The organism is Saccharothrix hoggarensis, assembly GCF_042678885.1.
GTDB classification, from domain to species: domain Bacteria; phylum Actinomycetota; class Actinomycetes; order Mycobacteriales; family Pseudonocardiaceae; genus Actinosynnema; species Actinosynnema hoggarensis.
Map to the genome: position 1 here is coordinate 19752 of NZ_JBHTLK010000012.1, position 14123 is coordinate 33874.

The 14123-nt window shown below is 72.9% G+C and carries 20 protein-coding genes; 11 read left to right on the plus strand and 9 right to left on the minus strand.

Annotation, left to right across the window (positions count from 1 at the left end; genetic code table 11):
* The 3 genes from moaC to ACFQ3T_RS04560 are packed head-to-tail and all read left to right on the plus strand — an operon-like array spanning position 1 to position 1393.
* Positions 1–474: a cyclic pyranopterin monophosphate synthase MoaC gene (moaC, locus tag ACFQ3T_RS04550; protein ID WP_380720077.1), complete on the plus strand. Its 474-nt coding sequence runs from the start codon at positions 1–3 to the stop codon at positions 472–474.
* Positions 471–971, plus strand: a complete 501-nt coding sequence (locus ACFQ3T_RS04555) for a MogA/MoaB family molybdenum cofactor biosynthesis protein (RefSeq protein WP_380720080.1) — start codon at positions 471–473, stop codon at positions 969–971. Before moaC ends, ACFQ3T_RS04555 begins: the two co-directional genes overlap by 4 nt.
* Complete coding sequence (locus ACFQ3T_RS04560) at positions 968–1393, plus strand: molybdenum cofactor biosynthesis protein MoaE (protein WP_380720082.1); 426 nt, start codon at positions 968–970, stop codon at positions 1391–1393. The genes ACFQ3T_RS04555 and ACFQ3T_RS04560 overlap by 4 nt, the downstream gene beginning before the upstream one ends.
* Before the next feature lie 120 nt (positions 1394–1513).
* On the opposite strand, the gene ACFQ3T_RS04565 is transcribed toward ACFQ3T_RS04560, so the two are convergent.
* From ACFQ3T_RS04565 to moaA, 3 genes are all read right to left on the minus strand, one after another.
* Complete coding sequence (locus ACFQ3T_RS04565) at positions 1514–2188, minus strand: transglycosylase family protein (RefSeq protein ID WP_380720084.1); 675 nt, start codon at positions 2186–2188, stop codon at positions 1514–1516.
* A gap of 379 nt (positions 2189–2567) precedes the next feature.
* Positions 2568–2834 (minus strand): MoaD/ThiS family protein, encoded by a 267-nt coding sequence (locus ACFQ3T_RS04570; RefSeq protein WP_380720086.1) that lies wholly within the window; start codon positions 2832–2834, stop codon positions 2568–2570.
* Positions 2831–3889 (minus strand): GTP 3',8-cyclase MoaA, encoded by a 1059-nt coding sequence (gene moaA / locus ACFQ3T_RS04575; RefSeq protein WP_380720088.1) that lies wholly within the window; start codon positions 3887–3889, stop codon positions 2831–2833. The genes ACFQ3T_RS04570 and moaA overlap by 4 nt, the downstream gene beginning before the upstream one ends.
* Before the next feature lie 116 nt (positions 3890–4005).
* Between moaA and ACFQ3T_RS04580 the strand changes: the two genes are divergently transcribed.
* The 3 genes from ACFQ3T_RS04580 (at position 4006) to ACFQ3T_RS04590 (ending at position 6117) form a co-directional block, all read left to right on the plus strand.
* Entirely contained in the window at positions 4006–4470 is a 465-nt protein-coding gene (locus ACFQ3T_RS04580; protein ID WP_380720090.1) for a MarR family winged helix-turn-helix transcriptional regulator, read from the plus strand.
* Between the two features lie 62 nt (positions 4471–4532).
* On the plus strand, positions 4533–5327 hold the full coding sequence (locus ACFQ3T_RS04585; RefSeq protein ID WP_380720092.1) for an HAD-IIA family hydrolase: 795 nt from the start codon (positions 4533–4535) through the stop codon (positions 5325–5327).
* 58 nt (positions 5328–5385) lie between these two features.
* On the plus strand, positions 5386–6117 hold the full coding sequence (locus ACFQ3T_RS04590; RefSeq protein ID WP_380720094.1) for a maleylpyruvate isomerase family mycothiol-dependent enzyme: 732 nt from the start codon (positions 5386–5388) through the stop codon (positions 6115–6117).
* Between the two features lie 424 nt (positions 6118–6541).
* Here ACFQ3T_RS04590 and ACFQ3T_RS04595 read toward each other — a convergent pair whose 3' ends face one another.
* Positions 6542–6919, minus strand: coding sequence for a hypothetical protein (locus ACFQ3T_RS04595; RefSeq protein ID WP_380720096.1), 378 nt, complete (start codon positions 6917–6919; stop codon positions 6542–6544).
* A gap of 145 nt (positions 6920–7064) precedes the next feature.
* On the opposite strand from ACFQ3T_RS04595, the gene ACFQ3T_RS04600 reads away from it, so the two are divergent.
* Together ACFQ3T_RS04600 and ACFQ3T_RS04605 are read left to right on the plus strand one after the other, a co-directional pair.
* Entirely contained in the window at positions 7065–7853 is a 789-nt protein-coding gene (locus ACFQ3T_RS04600; protein WP_380720098.1) for a metallophosphoesterase, read from the plus strand.
* Between the two features lie 32 nt (positions 7854–7885).
* A complete protein-coding gene (locus ACFQ3T_RS04605) occupies positions 7886–8269 on the plus strand; it encodes a VOC family protein (protein ID WP_380720100.1) in 384 nt (127 codons plus the stop codon).
* A gap of 103 nt (positions 8270–8372) precedes the next feature.
* Here the strand turns inward: ACFQ3T_RS04605 and ACFQ3T_RS04610 are convergent, their stop codons facing one another.
* The gene (locus ACFQ3T_RS04610) at positions 8373–8747 is read right to left on the minus strand and encodes a YccF domain-containing protein (protein WP_380720102.1); all 375 of its coding nucleotides are present in this window, start codon (positions 8745–8747) and stop codon (positions 8373–8375) included.
* 30 nt (positions 8748–8777) lie between these two features.
* Between ACFQ3T_RS04610 and ACFQ3T_RS04615 the strand changes: the two genes are divergently transcribed.
* Entirely contained in the window at positions 8778–9752 is a 975-nt protein-coding gene (locus ACFQ3T_RS04615) for a Gfo/Idh/MocA family protein (RefSeq protein WP_380720104.1), read from the plus strand.
* Between the two features lie 28 nt (positions 9753–9780).
* Here the strand turns inward: ACFQ3T_RS04615 and ACFQ3T_RS04620 are convergent, their stop codons facing one another.
* The gene (locus ACFQ3T_RS04620; protein ID WP_380720106.1) at positions 9781–10335 is read right to left on the minus strand and encodes a TetR/AcrR family transcriptional regulator; all 555 of its coding nucleotides are present in this window, start codon (positions 10333–10335) and stop codon (positions 9781–9783) included.
* 36 nt (positions 10336–10371) lie between these two features.
* Here ACFQ3T_RS04620 and ACFQ3T_RS04625 point away from each other — a divergent pair, with 36 nt between their 5' ends.
* A complete protein-coding gene (locus ACFQ3T_RS04625; protein WP_380720108.1) occupies positions 10372–11016 on the plus strand; it encodes an HAD family hydrolase in 645 nt (214 codons plus the stop codon).
* On the opposite strand, the gene ACFQ3T_RS04630 is transcribed toward ACFQ3T_RS04625, so the two are convergent.
* The gene (locus tag ACFQ3T_RS04630; RefSeq protein ID WP_380720110.1) at positions 10982–11173 is read right to left on the minus strand and encodes a hypothetical protein; all 192 of its coding nucleotides are present in this window, start codon (positions 11171–11173) and stop codon (positions 10982–10984) included. The two genes, ACFQ3T_RS04625 and ACFQ3T_RS04630, sit on opposite strands and share 35 nt — an antisense overlap.
* A gap of 126 nt (positions 11174–11299) precedes the next feature.
* On the opposite strand from ACFQ3T_RS04630, the gene ACFQ3T_RS04635 reads away from it, so the two are divergent.
* A complete protein-coding gene (locus ACFQ3T_RS04635) occupies positions 11300–11686 on the plus strand; it encodes a cold-shock protein (RefSeq protein WP_184691535.1) in 387 nt (128 codons plus the stop codon).
* Positions 11687–11933: 247 nt separating this feature from the next.
* Here ACFQ3T_RS04635 and ACFQ3T_RS04640 read toward each other — a convergent pair whose 3' ends face one another.
* Positions 11934–12410 carry a DUF2771 family protein gene (locus ACFQ3T_RS04640; RefSeq protein WP_380720113.1) on the minus strand — a complete coding sequence of 159 codons (477 nt, stop codon included), beginning with the start codon at positions 12408–12410 and terminating at the stop codon, positions 11934–11936.
* A gap of 11 nt (positions 12411–12421) precedes the next feature.
* Positions 12422–14086 carry an MFS transporter gene (locus ACFQ3T_RS04645; RefSeq protein WP_380720115.1) on the minus strand — a complete coding sequence of 555 codons (1665 nt, stop codon included), beginning with the start codon at positions 14084–14086 and terminating at the stop codon, positions 12422–12424.
* Between the last annotated feature and the right edge of the window lie 37 nt (positions 14087–14123).

The following is a 14123-nucleotide window of genomic DNA, read 5'->3' on the forward strand; positions in this document are numbered from 1 at the left end:
ATGAGCAACCAGTTCACCCACCTGGACTCCAGCGGGGCCGCCCGCATGGTGGACGTCTCCGAGAAGGAGCCGACCACCCGCACCGCGGTCGCCTCCGGAGTGCTGCGCACGACGTCCGAGGTGGTGGCGTTGCTCGGCAGCGACGGCCTGCCGAAGGGCGACGCGCTGGCCACGGCCCGGATCGCCGGGATCATGGCGGCCAAGCGGACGTGGGAGCTCGTCCCGCTCTGCCACCCGATCGCGCTGTCCGGGATCAAGGTCGACCTGGTCCCCGGTGACGCCGAGGTCCGCATCACGGCGACCGTCCGCACCACCGACCGCACCGGGGTCGAGATGGAGGCGTTGACGGCCGTGGCCGTGGCCGGGCTGACGCTGCACGACATGGTGAAGGCGGTCGACCCGGCGGCGTCGCTGGACGAGGTGCGGGTCGAGCGCAAGGAGGGCGGCAAGACCGGCCTCTGGGAGCGACCGTGACGCCTCCCGCCGCGGCGGCGGCGCCCCGGACGGCTCGCGTGGTCACCGCGTCGAACCGGGCCTCGGCGGGCGTCTACGCCGACCGCGGCGGGCCGATCATCGTCGACTGGCTGCGGGAACGCGGCTACGACGTGCCCGACCCGGTGGTCGTGCCGGACGGCGAGCCGGTGGCCGAGGCGCTGCGCGCGGCCGTCGCGGACGGGGTGGCGGTGGTCGTCACGACCGGCGGCACGGGCATCAGCCCCACCGACCGGACCCCGGAGGCGACCCGGTCGGTGCTGGACTTCGAGGTGCCGGGCGTGGCGGACGCCATCCGGAACTCGGGCTGGCCGCGCGTGCCGACCGCCGTGCTGTCGCGCGGGGTGGCCGGTGTCGCGGGCCGCACGTTCGTGGTGAACCTGCCCGGCTCGACCGGCGGGGTGCGTGACGGGCTGGACGTGCTCGCGACCGTGCTGGAGCACGCCGTCGACCAGGTGTCCGGAGGTGACCACGCATGACCGAGGTCCTGCGCGCGACCGTCAGCGACGAGCCGCTGTCGGTGGACGAGCACGCGAAGCTGGTGGAGCACGCGGCGGCGGGCGCGGTGGTGACGTTCGCCGGGGTGGTCCGCGACCACGACCACGGGCGTTCCGTGCGCGAGCTGGAGTACGTGGGCCACCCGACGGCGGGCGCCGTGGTGGCCGAGGTGGTGGCGGACGTGGTGGGCCGGTTCGACGGCGTGCGCGCCGTCGCCGTGTCGCACCGGGTCGGTCAGCTGGCGATCGGGGACGTGGCGCTGGCGTGCGCCGTGTCCGCCGAGCACCGGGGTGAGGCGTTCGCGGTGTGCTCGGAGCTCGTCGACGAGGTGAAGCGGCGGCTGCCCGTGTGGAAGCGGCAGGTGTTCGCCGACGGCACCGACGAGTGGGTCAACATGCCCTGACCGGGCGGCACGGCTACGCGCGCCGCGGCGGACCCCCTGCAACGGGTTCGGGACCCCGGGCGCCGAGGGGGGCGTCCGGGGTCCCGGTTCCGTCTTGCGCCGGCTCGCGCCGACCGGAGATCACTTGGTGGCGATCTTGTGCCCCGGCAGGATCAGGTCGGGGTTCGGGATGAACTGCTTGTTGAGCTCGTGCAGCTTGGCCCAGCCGCCCTCGACCTTCAGCTCCTCCGCGATCTTCGACAGGCTGTCGCCCGACTTGATCTCGTAGTCGCCGTTGGGGTTGGTCGACGGCAGCGCCACGGTCACCGGAGCAGGGGCGGCCTGCTTCGGGGCGGGCGCGGCCTGCTTCGGGGCCGGGGCCTGCTGCTGCTGCTTCGGCGCGGCCTGCTGGACGGGAGCCGGCTTGGCCTTCGCCGGAGCCGGCGCGCCGCCGAGGCCCTTGGGGCCGCAGACGGGCCAGGCGCCGATGCCCTGGGTCTTCATGACGTTCTCGGCCACACGGATCTGCTCCTCGCGGGAAGCCTGGTGGGGCATTCCGGAACCGCCGTGCGAGGTCCACGTGGACGGCAGGAACTGCAGGCCGCCGTAGTAGCCGTTGCCGGTGTTGATGCTCCAGTTGCCGCCACTCTCACACGCGGCGACCGTGTCCCAGTTGACGCCGGAGCCCTGCGCGCTCGCGGTGCCCGCGGCCATCGCCAGCGGGGCGCCCACGATGACGCCGGCGACGGCGACCTTCGCGATGCTCCGGGCGGAGGAACTGGTGGTCGGGCGGTGCTTGCCTCGGTAAGAAGCCATTTCCCTCTCTGCCACCCGCACCTGCACGGCCGACTCGGGTTCGGGCCCGGTATGTCGTCCAGCTTCCCTGTCCGGCGGTTGTCTTTCGCTCGGGGTGTGTTCACGGGGCGCCGGTGGACAGGTTCGGTGCGAGGCGTCCCGGTGGTGCTCACGGTCGGTCGGGGCCAACCGAAGAGCGACGGTACGTAACCGCGAGCCTCATGCCAAACGTTCGTCCACGTGACGCACATCACAGTAACGCTGCCGGGTGACGCTTCGACTGCGGCGTTTATCCAGCTCAGGGCACCGTTATCGGTCTGTTTCCGTTCCGAGATCCGCCGAGATAGATCACGTTAAGTGAGGTACAGCTCACGCCTTAACCCGGACGTGTGGCGGAGTCTCAGCCACCGGCGAACGGCGGCAACACGTCCAGTTGCGCGCCCGCTGACACGGGCGTGTCGTGATTCCTGACCGCCACGCCGTCCAGGAGGAAGCTGCACGCCGGCAGCACGCGGGCCACCCGGTCGCCGTGCCGGCGCCGCACCGCCTCGATCGCGGACGCCACCGTGGCCCCGTCGCCGGTCAGCTCGATGCTCTCGTCGGGCACCCCCACCGCCGCCCGCGCGCCGGCGAAGTACCGGACCGTCAACCGCACCGACACGGTCACCCCCCGATCGCGCTCATGGGACGGTCCGGCTGGCTGAACCCGGCCGAGTTGATGCCGTGCCCGGCCGCCTTCACCCACGCGTTGCCCCGCCACCGGTCGGCGATCTCCTCGTCCGACGCGCCACCGCGCAGCAACGCCCTCAGGTCCGTCTCCGACTGGCTGAACAGGCAGTTCCGCACCTGGCCGTCCGCGGTGAGCCGGGTCCGGTCGCACGCCGCGCAGAACGGCCGCGTCACCGACGCGATCACGCCCACCACCGCCGGACCGCCGTCCACCAGCCACCGCTCGGCGGGCGCCCCACCCCGGTCGCCCGGCTCCGGCGTGAGCGAGAACTCGGCGCGCAGCGCGGCCAGGATCTCCTCCGCCGTCACCATGTCGGCCCGGTCCCACCCGTGCTGCGGGTCCAGCGGCATCTGCTCGATGAACCGCAGCTGGTAGCCGTGCTCCAGGCAGTGGCGCAGCAGCGGGACGGCCTCGTCCTCGTTCACGCCCCGCATCAGCACCGTGTTCACCTTGACCGGCGACAACCCGGCCTCCCGCGCCGCCTCCAGGCCCGCGAACACGTCCGCCAGCCGGTCCCGCCGGGTCAGCCGCAGGAACCGCTTCGGGTCCAGCGTGTCCAGCGAGACGTTCACCCGGTCGAGCCCCGCGGCCACCAACCCGGCCGCCCGCTTCGCCAAGGTCAACCCGTTCGTGGTCATCGAGACGCGCGGCCGGGGCGTCAGCGCCGCCGTCGCCGCGATCACGTCGTCCAGCCCGGGGCGCAGCAGCGGCTCGCCGCCGGTGAACCGGACGTCCGTCACGCCGAGGCGGGTCACCGCGATGCGGATCAGCCGCCCCAGCTCCGCGTCGTCGAGCAGGTCCGGCTTCGGCAGCCAGTCGAGGCCCTCCGCTGGCATGCAGTAGGTGCAGCGCAGGTTGCAGCGGTCGGTCAACGACACGCGCAGGTCGGTGGCGGTCCGACCGAACCGGTCCACCAGGAGCGGGGAGTCCGGCCGCTCGGTGGTGTCCGGGTTGCCGCGCACAACGGGTAGCCCCAACTCGACAGCTGTCACCCCTACCAGGGTAATCGGCTGACACTTGTGGGTGCTGGTGGAAATGGGGGACGGCGGCGCGTGGCGAGGGGGACGAAGATGCCGGCGCCGGGCCGGCAGCCGCTAAATTGCCTGACATGACGAGTGAGCACGAGGTGCCCGCCGACGTGCTGGAGCGGTTCAGCGGCTACGCGCGGGAGACCAGCGCGCTCACCATCCTGTTCCACAGCCGGGTGGCGGAGCAGATGGGCCTGTCGCCGACCGACGAGAAGTGCCTCGACCTCGCCCTGCGCGCCGACGGCCCCATCACCGCGGGCCGGATCGCCGAGCTGTCCGGGCTGTCCACCGGCGCCGTGACCGGCGTGATCGACCGGCTGGAGCGGGCCGGGTACGTGCGGCGGGTGCGCGACCCGCACGACCGGCGGAAGGTGCTGGTCGAGGTCACCGTCGAGGACGAGGGCAAGTTCAGCCACCTGTTCGCGGGGGCCCAGGAGACGCTGCGCGAGGTGCTGACGCGGTTCACCCCGGAGGAGTGGGACGTCCTGGAGCGCTACAACCAGAGCATCATCGAGACGTTCCGGCGGCGCGTGATCGACGCCTGACCGCCGTCGCGCCCCGGTCCGGTGGCCGCCCGAACGCGGCCGGAACTGGCAGCATTGGCGGCATGGCCGCTCAGTGGAACTACCTGATGGACATGGACGGCGTGCTCGTGCACGAGGAGCACCCGATCCCCGGCTCCGGCGAGTTCGTCGCCGAGTTGACCGCGAACGCCATCCCGTTCATGGTGCTCACGAACAACTCCATCTACACCCCGCGCGACCTGCGCGCCCGGCTCGTCCGCACGGGCCTGGACGTGCCGGAGACCGCGATCTGGACGTCCGCCCTGGCCACCGCGAGGTTCCTCGACTCGCAGCGCCCCGGCGGCTCGGCGTACGTGATCGGCGAGGCCGGCCTGACGACGGCGCTGCACGAGATCGGGTACGTGCTGACCGACCGCGACCCGGACTACGTGGTGCTGGGCGAGACGCGCACCTACAGCTTCACCGCGATCACCCGCGCCATCCGGCTCGTGGAGGAGGGCGCGAAGTTCATCGCGACCAACCCGGACGCCACCGGCCCGTCCCGCGAGGGCTCGCTGCCCGCCACCGGCTCCATCGCCGCCCTGATCGAACGCGCCACCGGCCGCGCGCCGTACTACGTGGGCAAGCCCAACCCGTTGATGATGAGGTCGGCGCTGCGCGCGCTGGGCGCCCACTCCGCGAACACGCTGATGATCGGCGACCGGATGGACACCGACGTGCGGTCCGGGCTGGAAGCCGGGTTGCGCACGATCCTCGTGCTGACCGGCATCTCCGCGGAGTCGACCGCCGAGCTGTACCCGTACCGGCCGACGCGGGTCGTCAAGTCGATCGCGGACCTCGTCGGCAACTCGACCAACCCGTTCCCGGACGAGTCCTGACCCTCCTGACCTGCGACGACACCGGAATTGTCGGACCCCTCCGCTAACGTCCGGCGGCATGGGGATCGATCACACCGGGGTCGTCGAGGAGTACAGCCGGTCGTTCACCGAGGCGGTGGAGGGCAACCTGGGCGCGCCCGTGCCCACGTGCCCCGGGTGGACGGTGGCCGACCTCGTGGCGCACCTCGCCGAGGTCCAGTCGTGGTGGACGCTGGTCGTGCTGGCGAAGGGCGCGCTGCCGGACGACGAGGCGGCGCGGCGTGCCGCGGACACCGGGCCGGACCTCGTCGAGGGGTGGCGGGAGATCAGCGCGCGGTACGTCGCCGTGCAGCGGGAGTACCCGTCGGACGGGCCGGCGTGGGCGTGGTGGAACGACGCCTCGCGCGACACCGCGGCGGGCGTGGCGTGGCGGCAGGCGCACGAGGCGGTCGTCCACTGCTGGGACGCCTGGCGGGCCGCCGGCGCCGTCCGCGCGATCCCGGCGGACCTGGCGGCGGACGGCGTGGACGAGTTCCTGACCCGCTTCCTGCACGGCGAGGAGTGGGCGGGCGGACGCGCGACCGTGGACCTGACCGCGACCGACACCGGGGCGACGTGGCGCGTCGGCGCCGGGGGTGCGGCGAAGCCGGCGCGGCTGGCGGTGTCGGACGTCCCGGCGGACGGTGTCGTCACGGGGACGGCCGAGCAGCTCTACCTGCTGCTGTGGCGGCGGATCGGGGTGGAGGAGGTGGTGGTGACGGGGGACGCGACCAAGGTCGACGCCGTGCTCCAGTGGCCGAACCTCACCTGACCCCGCCCTGACCTTCCGGACCCACCGCGCCCCGAACCGCCACCCGCCCGCTCACAGGCACGGGTGACCGGCGGACAGCGCATCCGGCCGCCCACGGGGGTGTCGCGGCTGGGTGGGTGCGGGCTGTGGGCTCGGTTGCGGCGCGGGGGTGCTGCGGCCGGGACGGGGGTTGCCCGGCGTCGGTAGGGCGAGCCGTGGCCCGGGACGGGGCTGCCCGGTGTAGGTAGGGCGTGCCGGTGGGTGTTGGGCCGGTCGGTGGGGCACTCGGTTGCGGCGCGGGGGTGCCGTGGCGGTGGTGGGTGTTCGGCCGTGGTGCGGGGGTGCTGCGGCCGGGACCGGTTGCCGAATTCAGCCCGGCGTGCCGACGGGTGTTGGGCCGGTGTCAGGGGTGTGGGGGAGCCATCGCCGGTGGGGGAGCCGGGGGTCAGGGGGTTGTGGGGTTCGGTGTGGGGGTGGGGGGCCGGCGGGGGTCGGGGGTTGGTACTGGGCGCAGGGTGCGTTGTGGGGCGCCGGCTCGGGACAGGTAGCGGCTGAGGTCGGGCGGTGGGGGTGGGTGGTCGGCGGCGCTGGGCACGCCGTTGAGGTGGTCGGCCATGCGTTCCGCCCGGTCGCGGAGGAGTTCCGCGCGGCCTGAGACGGGGCCCGCGCCGCCGCACGCGGCGCCGAGGCGGTCCAGCAGGTCCGCCTGCACGCGCAGCCAGTCGACGTGCTGCCACGGTTGCCAGGTCATGGCGTTGCGGGCGGCGATGGTGAGCATCACCTCGTCGACCTCGTCCGCGACCTGTTCCCAGTGCTCTCTCATGGCCGGTGAGAGGCGCGGACCCGCCGGGGCGTGACGGGCTGCCGGCCCGAACTCACCCCTGCGGGGGAGGCCCGGCCGAAGGGACCTCCGGAAGCACTGATCGACTTTTGGGCAGCACAGCCCCGCGTCGCTTATCGTCGCGCATGTGGAACGACCGCTCTTCGTGGTTGGCGACGTGCACGGGCACCTCGCCGAGCTGACCCGCGCCCTGCACGCCTCGGGCCTGGTCGACGCCGAGGGTGACTGGTGCGGCGGCGACGCGGAGCTGTGGTTCCTCGGCGACTTCGTCGACCGCGGCCCCGACGGCATCGGCGTCATCGAGTTCGTCATGCGCCTCGCCGAGCAGAGCGACGGCCAAGTCGACGCCCTCATCGGCAACCACGAGGTGCTGCTCCTCGGCATGCACCGGTTCGGCGATCGGAACGTCCCGGGCGCGCCGACCCCGCGCAGCTTCGCCCGCAGCTGGCTCCTCAACGGCGGCCTGCGCAGCGACCAGGACCGCCTCACCGACGCCCACATCGAGTGGCTCACCACCCGCCGCGTCCTCACCGAGGTCGACGGCCACCTGCTCATGCACTCCGACACCCTGGCCTACCTGGAGTGGGGCGCCACGATCGACGAGGTCAACGACGCCGTCCGGGACGTCCTCGCGAGCGACGACCTGGAGCACTGGTGGGAGTGCTGGCGCAAGATGACCACCCGCTACGCGTTCCGCGGCCCGGACGGCGCGGCGGTCGCGGACGAGCTGCTGGACGTGCTCGGCGGCTGGGAGGTGGTGCACGGCCACAGCGTCATCGCCGACCAGCTGGGCGTGCCGCCGGAGCAGATCGACGGCCCCCTGCGCTACGCCGACGGCAAGGTGCTGGCGGTCGACGCGGGCCTCTACAGCGGCGGCCCGTGCCTGGTCGTCCGACTGGCGGACCGCCCCGAGTAGGCGCAGCATGGCCCCACCCGCAAGGAGGCGCCATGCTCACCGCGACCAGGACGACGACGATCCTGCCCGTGTCCGACCCCGACCGGGCCGCGCGCTTCTACGGCGACCAGCTCGGCCTGAGGCCGCTCGGCCGCAGCGACGACGGCACCCGCCTGTTCGAGCTGGGCAGGGGCGACGCGCTCGGCCTCATGCCCGCCGAGCCGGGCGCGCAGACCGGCCACACCGTCCTCAGCTTCGAGGTGGACGACCTGACGGCCGAGATCGACGAGCTGCGCCGGCGGGGCGTCCGGTTCGAGGACTACGACCTGCCCGACCTGAAGACGGTCAACCACATCGCCGTGTTCGGCTCGGCGAAGGCCGCCTGGTTCAAGGACAGCGAGGGCAACGTCCTCTGCCTGCACGAAGTCGCCGCCTGAGCCCGCCGGCCAGCCCGCCCCGTCCAGCCCGTCCACCCGGCGAACCGGCAGCGAACCGACCGCGAGAACGGCCGGAACCGGCCGGGAACCGGGCGACGACCGCTCACGGGGCGGCGACGATCTCCTTGCCCAGCGGCATCAGGGACACCGGCACCATCTTGAAGTTCGCCACGCCCAGCGGGATGCCGATGATCGTCACGCACAGCAGCACGCCGGTGACGACGTGGCCGATGGCGAGCCAGATGCCCGCGACGACGATCCACACCACGTTGCCGATCAGCGACGCCGCGCCCGCCGTCGGCCGGTCCACGACGGTCCGCCCGAACGGCCACAGCGCGTAGTTCGCGATCCGGAACGACGCCAGCCCCCACGGGATGGTGACGATCAGCACGCAGCACACCACGCCGGCGACCACGTACCCGACGGCCAGCCAGAAGCCGCTCAAGACCAGCCAGATCAGGTTCAAGATGATCCTCACCTGCTCATCTTGCCCGATTAAGCTGCCCCCGTGTCCAACAAACTCCGCTGGGGCGTCGTCGCGACGGGCGGCATCGCCGACACCGTCACGGGCGACCTCCGACTCCTGCCCGACGTCGAGGTTCTCGCGGTGTCGTCCCGCGCCCTGCCGAAGGCGGAGGCGTTCGCGGCCAAGCACGAGATCCCGCGCGCCTACGGCGACTACACCGAGCTGCTGGCGGACCCCGACGTGGACGTCGTCTACGTCGCGACGCCGCACGTCCAGCACCACGCGGTGGCGCGGGCGGCGTTGGCGGCGGGCAAGCACGTGCTGTGCGAGAAGCCCGCGACGCTCACCGTCCCCGACCTCCAGGACCTGGTGGACCTGTCCCGCGAGCGCGGCCTGTTCTTCATGGAGGCCATCTGGACCCGGTTCAACCCGCTGGTCGCACGGCTGCGCGAGGTGATCGCGGCCGGTGACATCGGCGAGGTCCGGTCGCTTCGGGCGGACTTCGGGTTCACCCTCGACCACGACCCCGAGCACCGGCTGTGGAACAAGGCCCTCGGCGGCGGTTCCCTGTTCGACCTGGGCATCTACCCGGTGTCGTACGCGCACCTGCTGTTCGGCGAGCCGGAGACGGTCACCGCGCACGGCTCGCTGGTCGGCGGCGTGGACGCCGAGGTGGGCCTGCTGCTCGGCTACCCCGGCGGCGTGCACGCGCTGCTCGGGTCGTCGCTGGTCAGCCCGCTGAAGTCGGGGGTGGTCGTGTACGGCTCGCGTGGCCTGGTCGAGGTGCCGGACGGGCTGTACAACCCGACGCGGATGATCGTGAACGGCGTGGGGCACACGTACGAGCCGGAGGGCGTCGGGTACGTGCCGCAGCTGCGCGAGGTGGTGGACCGGGTGCGGGCGGGCGACGTGGAGAGCCCGTTGATGTCGCACGCCGAGTCGCTGGCGATCCTGCGCACGCTGACGAAGGCCGCCGGGCAGGTGGGCCTGACCTACGACGACGTGACGGTCGGCTGACCGGGCCGGCGACCGGCCCCGCGGCGGGTCACTCGGCGTGGCGCGGGGGTAAGAGGGCTTCGGTCACGTGGACAACGGCGTCCACGCGGCGCGTCCCCGGCGTCAGCAGGTGGCTCAGCGCGACCCGCACGATCGTGTCCGCGACCAGCCGCACGTGCGGCTCCGGCACGTCGGGCCAGTGCCGGTGGATGTGCTCGGCGAACACCGAGTTGGCGAGCGTGAGCACCGGCCGGCCCCTGGTGGTGAGGAACGGGAGCATGTCCTCGGCGTTCGTCCCGTTCAGCACGGACCTCGCCAGCGCGTCCCGCTCGGCGAGGTCGAACGCGAACAGGATGCCCCGGCGCAGCCCGTCCACCGGGTCGGGGCTGCCGGCGAGCCGTTCCCGCACGCCGTCGAGGAACTCGACGGTCTTGTGCAGCGCGACGGCCTGCAGGAGCCGTTCCTTGTTGCCGAACTCGTTGTAGACGCTCTGCCTGCTGACGCCCGCCTTGGCGGCGACCTCCGCCATGCGCAGGCCCCGGGAACCGTGTGCCGCCAGCAACTCCGCGGCCGCGTCGAGCAGAGCACGGGTGAGTTCCGTCACGGCGCAAAGCTTGGCACAGAGCCTAGAGTCCGACGCGTGCCGCTGACCGTGGGATTCGACCTCGACATGACCCTCATCGACCCGCGGCCGGGCATGGCGGCCGTGATGGACGCGGTGGCGGCGGAGTGCGGCCACCCGCTGGACGGCGCCCACTTCGCGGCGAACCTCGGCCCGCCGCTGGACATGGTCTACCGGGACTTCGGGGTGCCCGAGGAGGAGATCCCGGACCTGGTCGCGCGGTTCCGGGCGCTGTACCCGGAGGTCGTCATCCCGGCCACGGTCGCCCTGCCGGGCGCGGCGCAAGCGCTTGCCGCGGTGCGTGAGCTGGGCGGGACGACGATCGTGGTGACGGGCAAGTACCGGGCCAACGCGGCGCTGCACCTGGCCGCGCTGGGCTGGGAGGTCGACCACCTGTTCGGCGAGCTGTGGTCGACGGGCAAGGCGGAGGCGTTGAAGGCGCACGCCGCGGCCGTCTACGTGGGCGACCACGTCGGCGACGTGCGGGGCGCGAAGGCCGCCGGGGCGGTGTCCGTCGGCGTGACCAGCGGGCCGTGCGACGCGGCGGAGCTGACCGCGGAGGGCGCGGACGTCGTGCTGCCGGACCTGACCGCGTTCCCGGCCTGGCTGCGGGCGAACGCGGAGCGGCTCAGCGCCGGGGTCGGGAGCTCCTCACCGCGCTGAGCACGCCCAGCGCGAGGCCGGCGGGCGCGAGCAGCCAGCCCGCGGCGAACACCCAGGCGGGCAGGCCGGGTTCGCCCGCGACGAACAGCGCGACGATGGCCGCCACGCCGAGCGCGAACAACGCCACTGCCAGCGGCATCAGCTTCGGGGTCGACATGCGCTGGATGGTAGTCGCGCGATCGGAGGTGCCCCGGCGGTGGTGTTCTGGATAGTCTGGTGGGACGCGCCCTGGGCACGCCCTGGGGCGCGTTCGTCGTGTGATCGCAGAGGATTGGTGGGAACGGTGCCGACCGGCAAGGTCAAGTGGTACGACTCGGAGAAGGGCTTCGGCTTCGTCACACAGGACGGCGGCGAAGACGTCTACGTGCGGAAGTCCGCGCTGCCTCCGGGTGTCGAGGGCTTGAAAGCCGGTCAGCGGATCGAGTTCGGCATGGCCGAGGGCCGTCGCGGCCCGCAGGCGCTCTCGGTGCGGCTGATCGACCCGGCGCCGTCCGTCGCGGAGGCCCGCCGCCGGCCCGCCGAGGAGCTGCACGGCCTGATCGAGGACATGATCAAGCTGCTGGAGGTCAAGGTGCAGCCCGAGCTGCGCCGCGGCCGCTACCCCGAGCGCAAGAACACGAAGCTGATCGCCGACGTGGTCCGCGCCGTAGCCCGGGAGCTAGACCCGTAAACCCACGCCGCCACCGTCCGCACCCCCAGCCACGCGAGATCCCGTAGCCCTTCCCCCCGGCCGCGCGACGTCGAGTCGCCCTTCCCCCGGCCACGCGAGGTCGCGTCCCCCTTCCCCCTGGATGTCGCGAGGTCGCGTCGACCGTTCCCACCCGATTTCCGGCGATCACGCTTTTCCGATCGCCGGAAATCGGGTGGGAACGGTCGACTTCATGGCGACCGAGCCGCCGCCTGCGAAGCAGCGGCAATCAAACACGGTCGTCCACCGACAGGACCCACGTGCCGCGGGCGACGAAGTCGAACGCGCCCGTGGTGCTGGTCTCGATGCGCGCGCCGTACTGCTGGACCTCGACGCTCTCCAACTGGTCGTCGGGGTTCGGCAGCACGAGCGTGTACGCGTACCGGGGGTCGCGTTCGGTGAACAGCTTGCTGCGCAACGGCTCCTGCGGCTGGCCGCGCCCGTCGCGGTAGGTGAACTTCACCGACCACGCCGAGTCGGCCAGCTCTCCGGGCACGGAGATCTGCACCGGCTTGCCCGGCCGCACCCGCAGCACGCCCACCGCCGCCGGGTCGACGTCGCAGTTCTCGGACTGCACGTCGCAGTACTGGGTCGGCTTGACGTTGACCACGCGGCCGTCGGCGTAGAACGTCACCTCGGGCTCGGTGGCGGGGGCCGCGCAACCGGCCAGGACCAGCAGCGACAGGGGGAGCAGGACTCGGCGCACGGCAGCCGAGCCTACGTGCCCGCCCCCGGCACGACGGGCGCGGGGCGCAACGGGCGGTCGCCGCCGAGGCCGGGGATCAGCGTCGCGCCGCGCCGGGTCTGGATCGTCTGCGCCAGACCCACCGCGAGCAGCACCGACAGCACCGTGAACCCGATCCAGTACTCGGTGGGCAGCAGCACGCCGAGCGCGCCGCCGAACACCCAGCCGAGCTGGAGGATCGTCTCGGACCGGCCGAACGCGGACGCCCGGGACTCGTCGGGCACGTCGTCCTGGATCACCGCGTCCAGCGACACCTTGGCCAGCGAGCTCGCGGTCGCGCCGATCAGCCCGACCGCCGCCGCCGTCGCCAGGCCGGGCAGCAGCGCCGCGACGATCACCGACACGAGCGCGCCGACCAGGCACCCGATCACCACCTGGTCGGGCGCGCCGAAGTGCATCCGCGCGCCCACCGCGTTGCCGAGGAAGCTGCCGACACCGGCCGCCGCCGCGATCACGCCCAGCAGCAGGACCTGCATGAACGCGTCGCCCTCGGTCTGGGCGCGGACCACGAACGCGGCGAACAGCATCAGGAAACCGGTGAGCATCCGGATGGCGCCGTTGCCCCACAGCGCGACCACGACCGCGCGGCCGAGCGGCTGCCGCTTCGCCTTCTGCGGCTGCGCCCGCAGCGACGTGGGCACCTCGCCCTCGGTGACCTCCACCCACGACGGGATGCGCAGGCAGTAGTACGCGTTCGCCAGGCACAGCGCGGCGGTGAACCACAGCGCGCCCGGCGAGCCGAACAGGTTCGCGAACCCGGCCGCCACCGCGCCGAACACCCCGCCCGCGGCCAGGCCGAACACCGTCATCCGGGCGTTCGTCTTGGACAGCGTGATGTCGCGGGGCACCACGCGCGGCGTGATCGCGGCCTTCAGCACGGTGAACGACTTGGACAGCACCATGCTGCCCAGCGCCGCCGGGTACAGGCCCCAGTTGTCGAAGTTCAGCGCCATCGCGATCGCGAGGAACACGCGCAGCAGGCACGACACCGCCAACGCGACCCGCCTGCCGTGCTGGATGCGGTCGAGCGCCGGGCCGATCACCGGGGCGACCAGCGCGAACGGGGCCACGGTGATCAGCAGGTAGAGGGCGACCTTGCCGCGGCTCTCGCCCGTGGCGGCGGAGAAGAACAGGGTGTTGGCGAGCGCGACGGCCATCGCCGCGTCGGCCGCGTAGTTCAACATCACCGCGTAGGTGAGCGACGACAGGCCGGACTGCTTGGCGCCGTCGGCGTGCGCGGCCTTGCGGAACGCGGCCAGCGCCTGGCTGCTGAGCTGCCTCGTGCGGAACCAGGCGACGCGCGTGACGGTGAGCTTCTTCGGCAGCGTCGGCACGGTCGGCTTGTCGTCGTCCGGCGGCGGGGCGAAGCGGGCGGACTCGCGGTCGTCAGGCGCCCGGTCCGGCCTCGGCGCGCGTGGAGGAGGCGGTGGTGGTGGTTGGTGACCGCGCGGCGGCGGCTGCTGACCTCGCGGCGGCTGCGGACCACGCGGCGGCGGCCGGTGACCGGGAGGCGGTGGTGGCTGGTGGCCGGGCGGCGGCGGGGGCCCCGGGGTCGGGTACGGCCGAGTGCGCGGCTTGTACTCGTCGTCCTCCCACGGGTACCGCCGCGACGAATCTTCCGGCCGAGGGGGTGTCACACCCCAATCCTGCCTCACCGGGTGCGGGCTGTCCCAC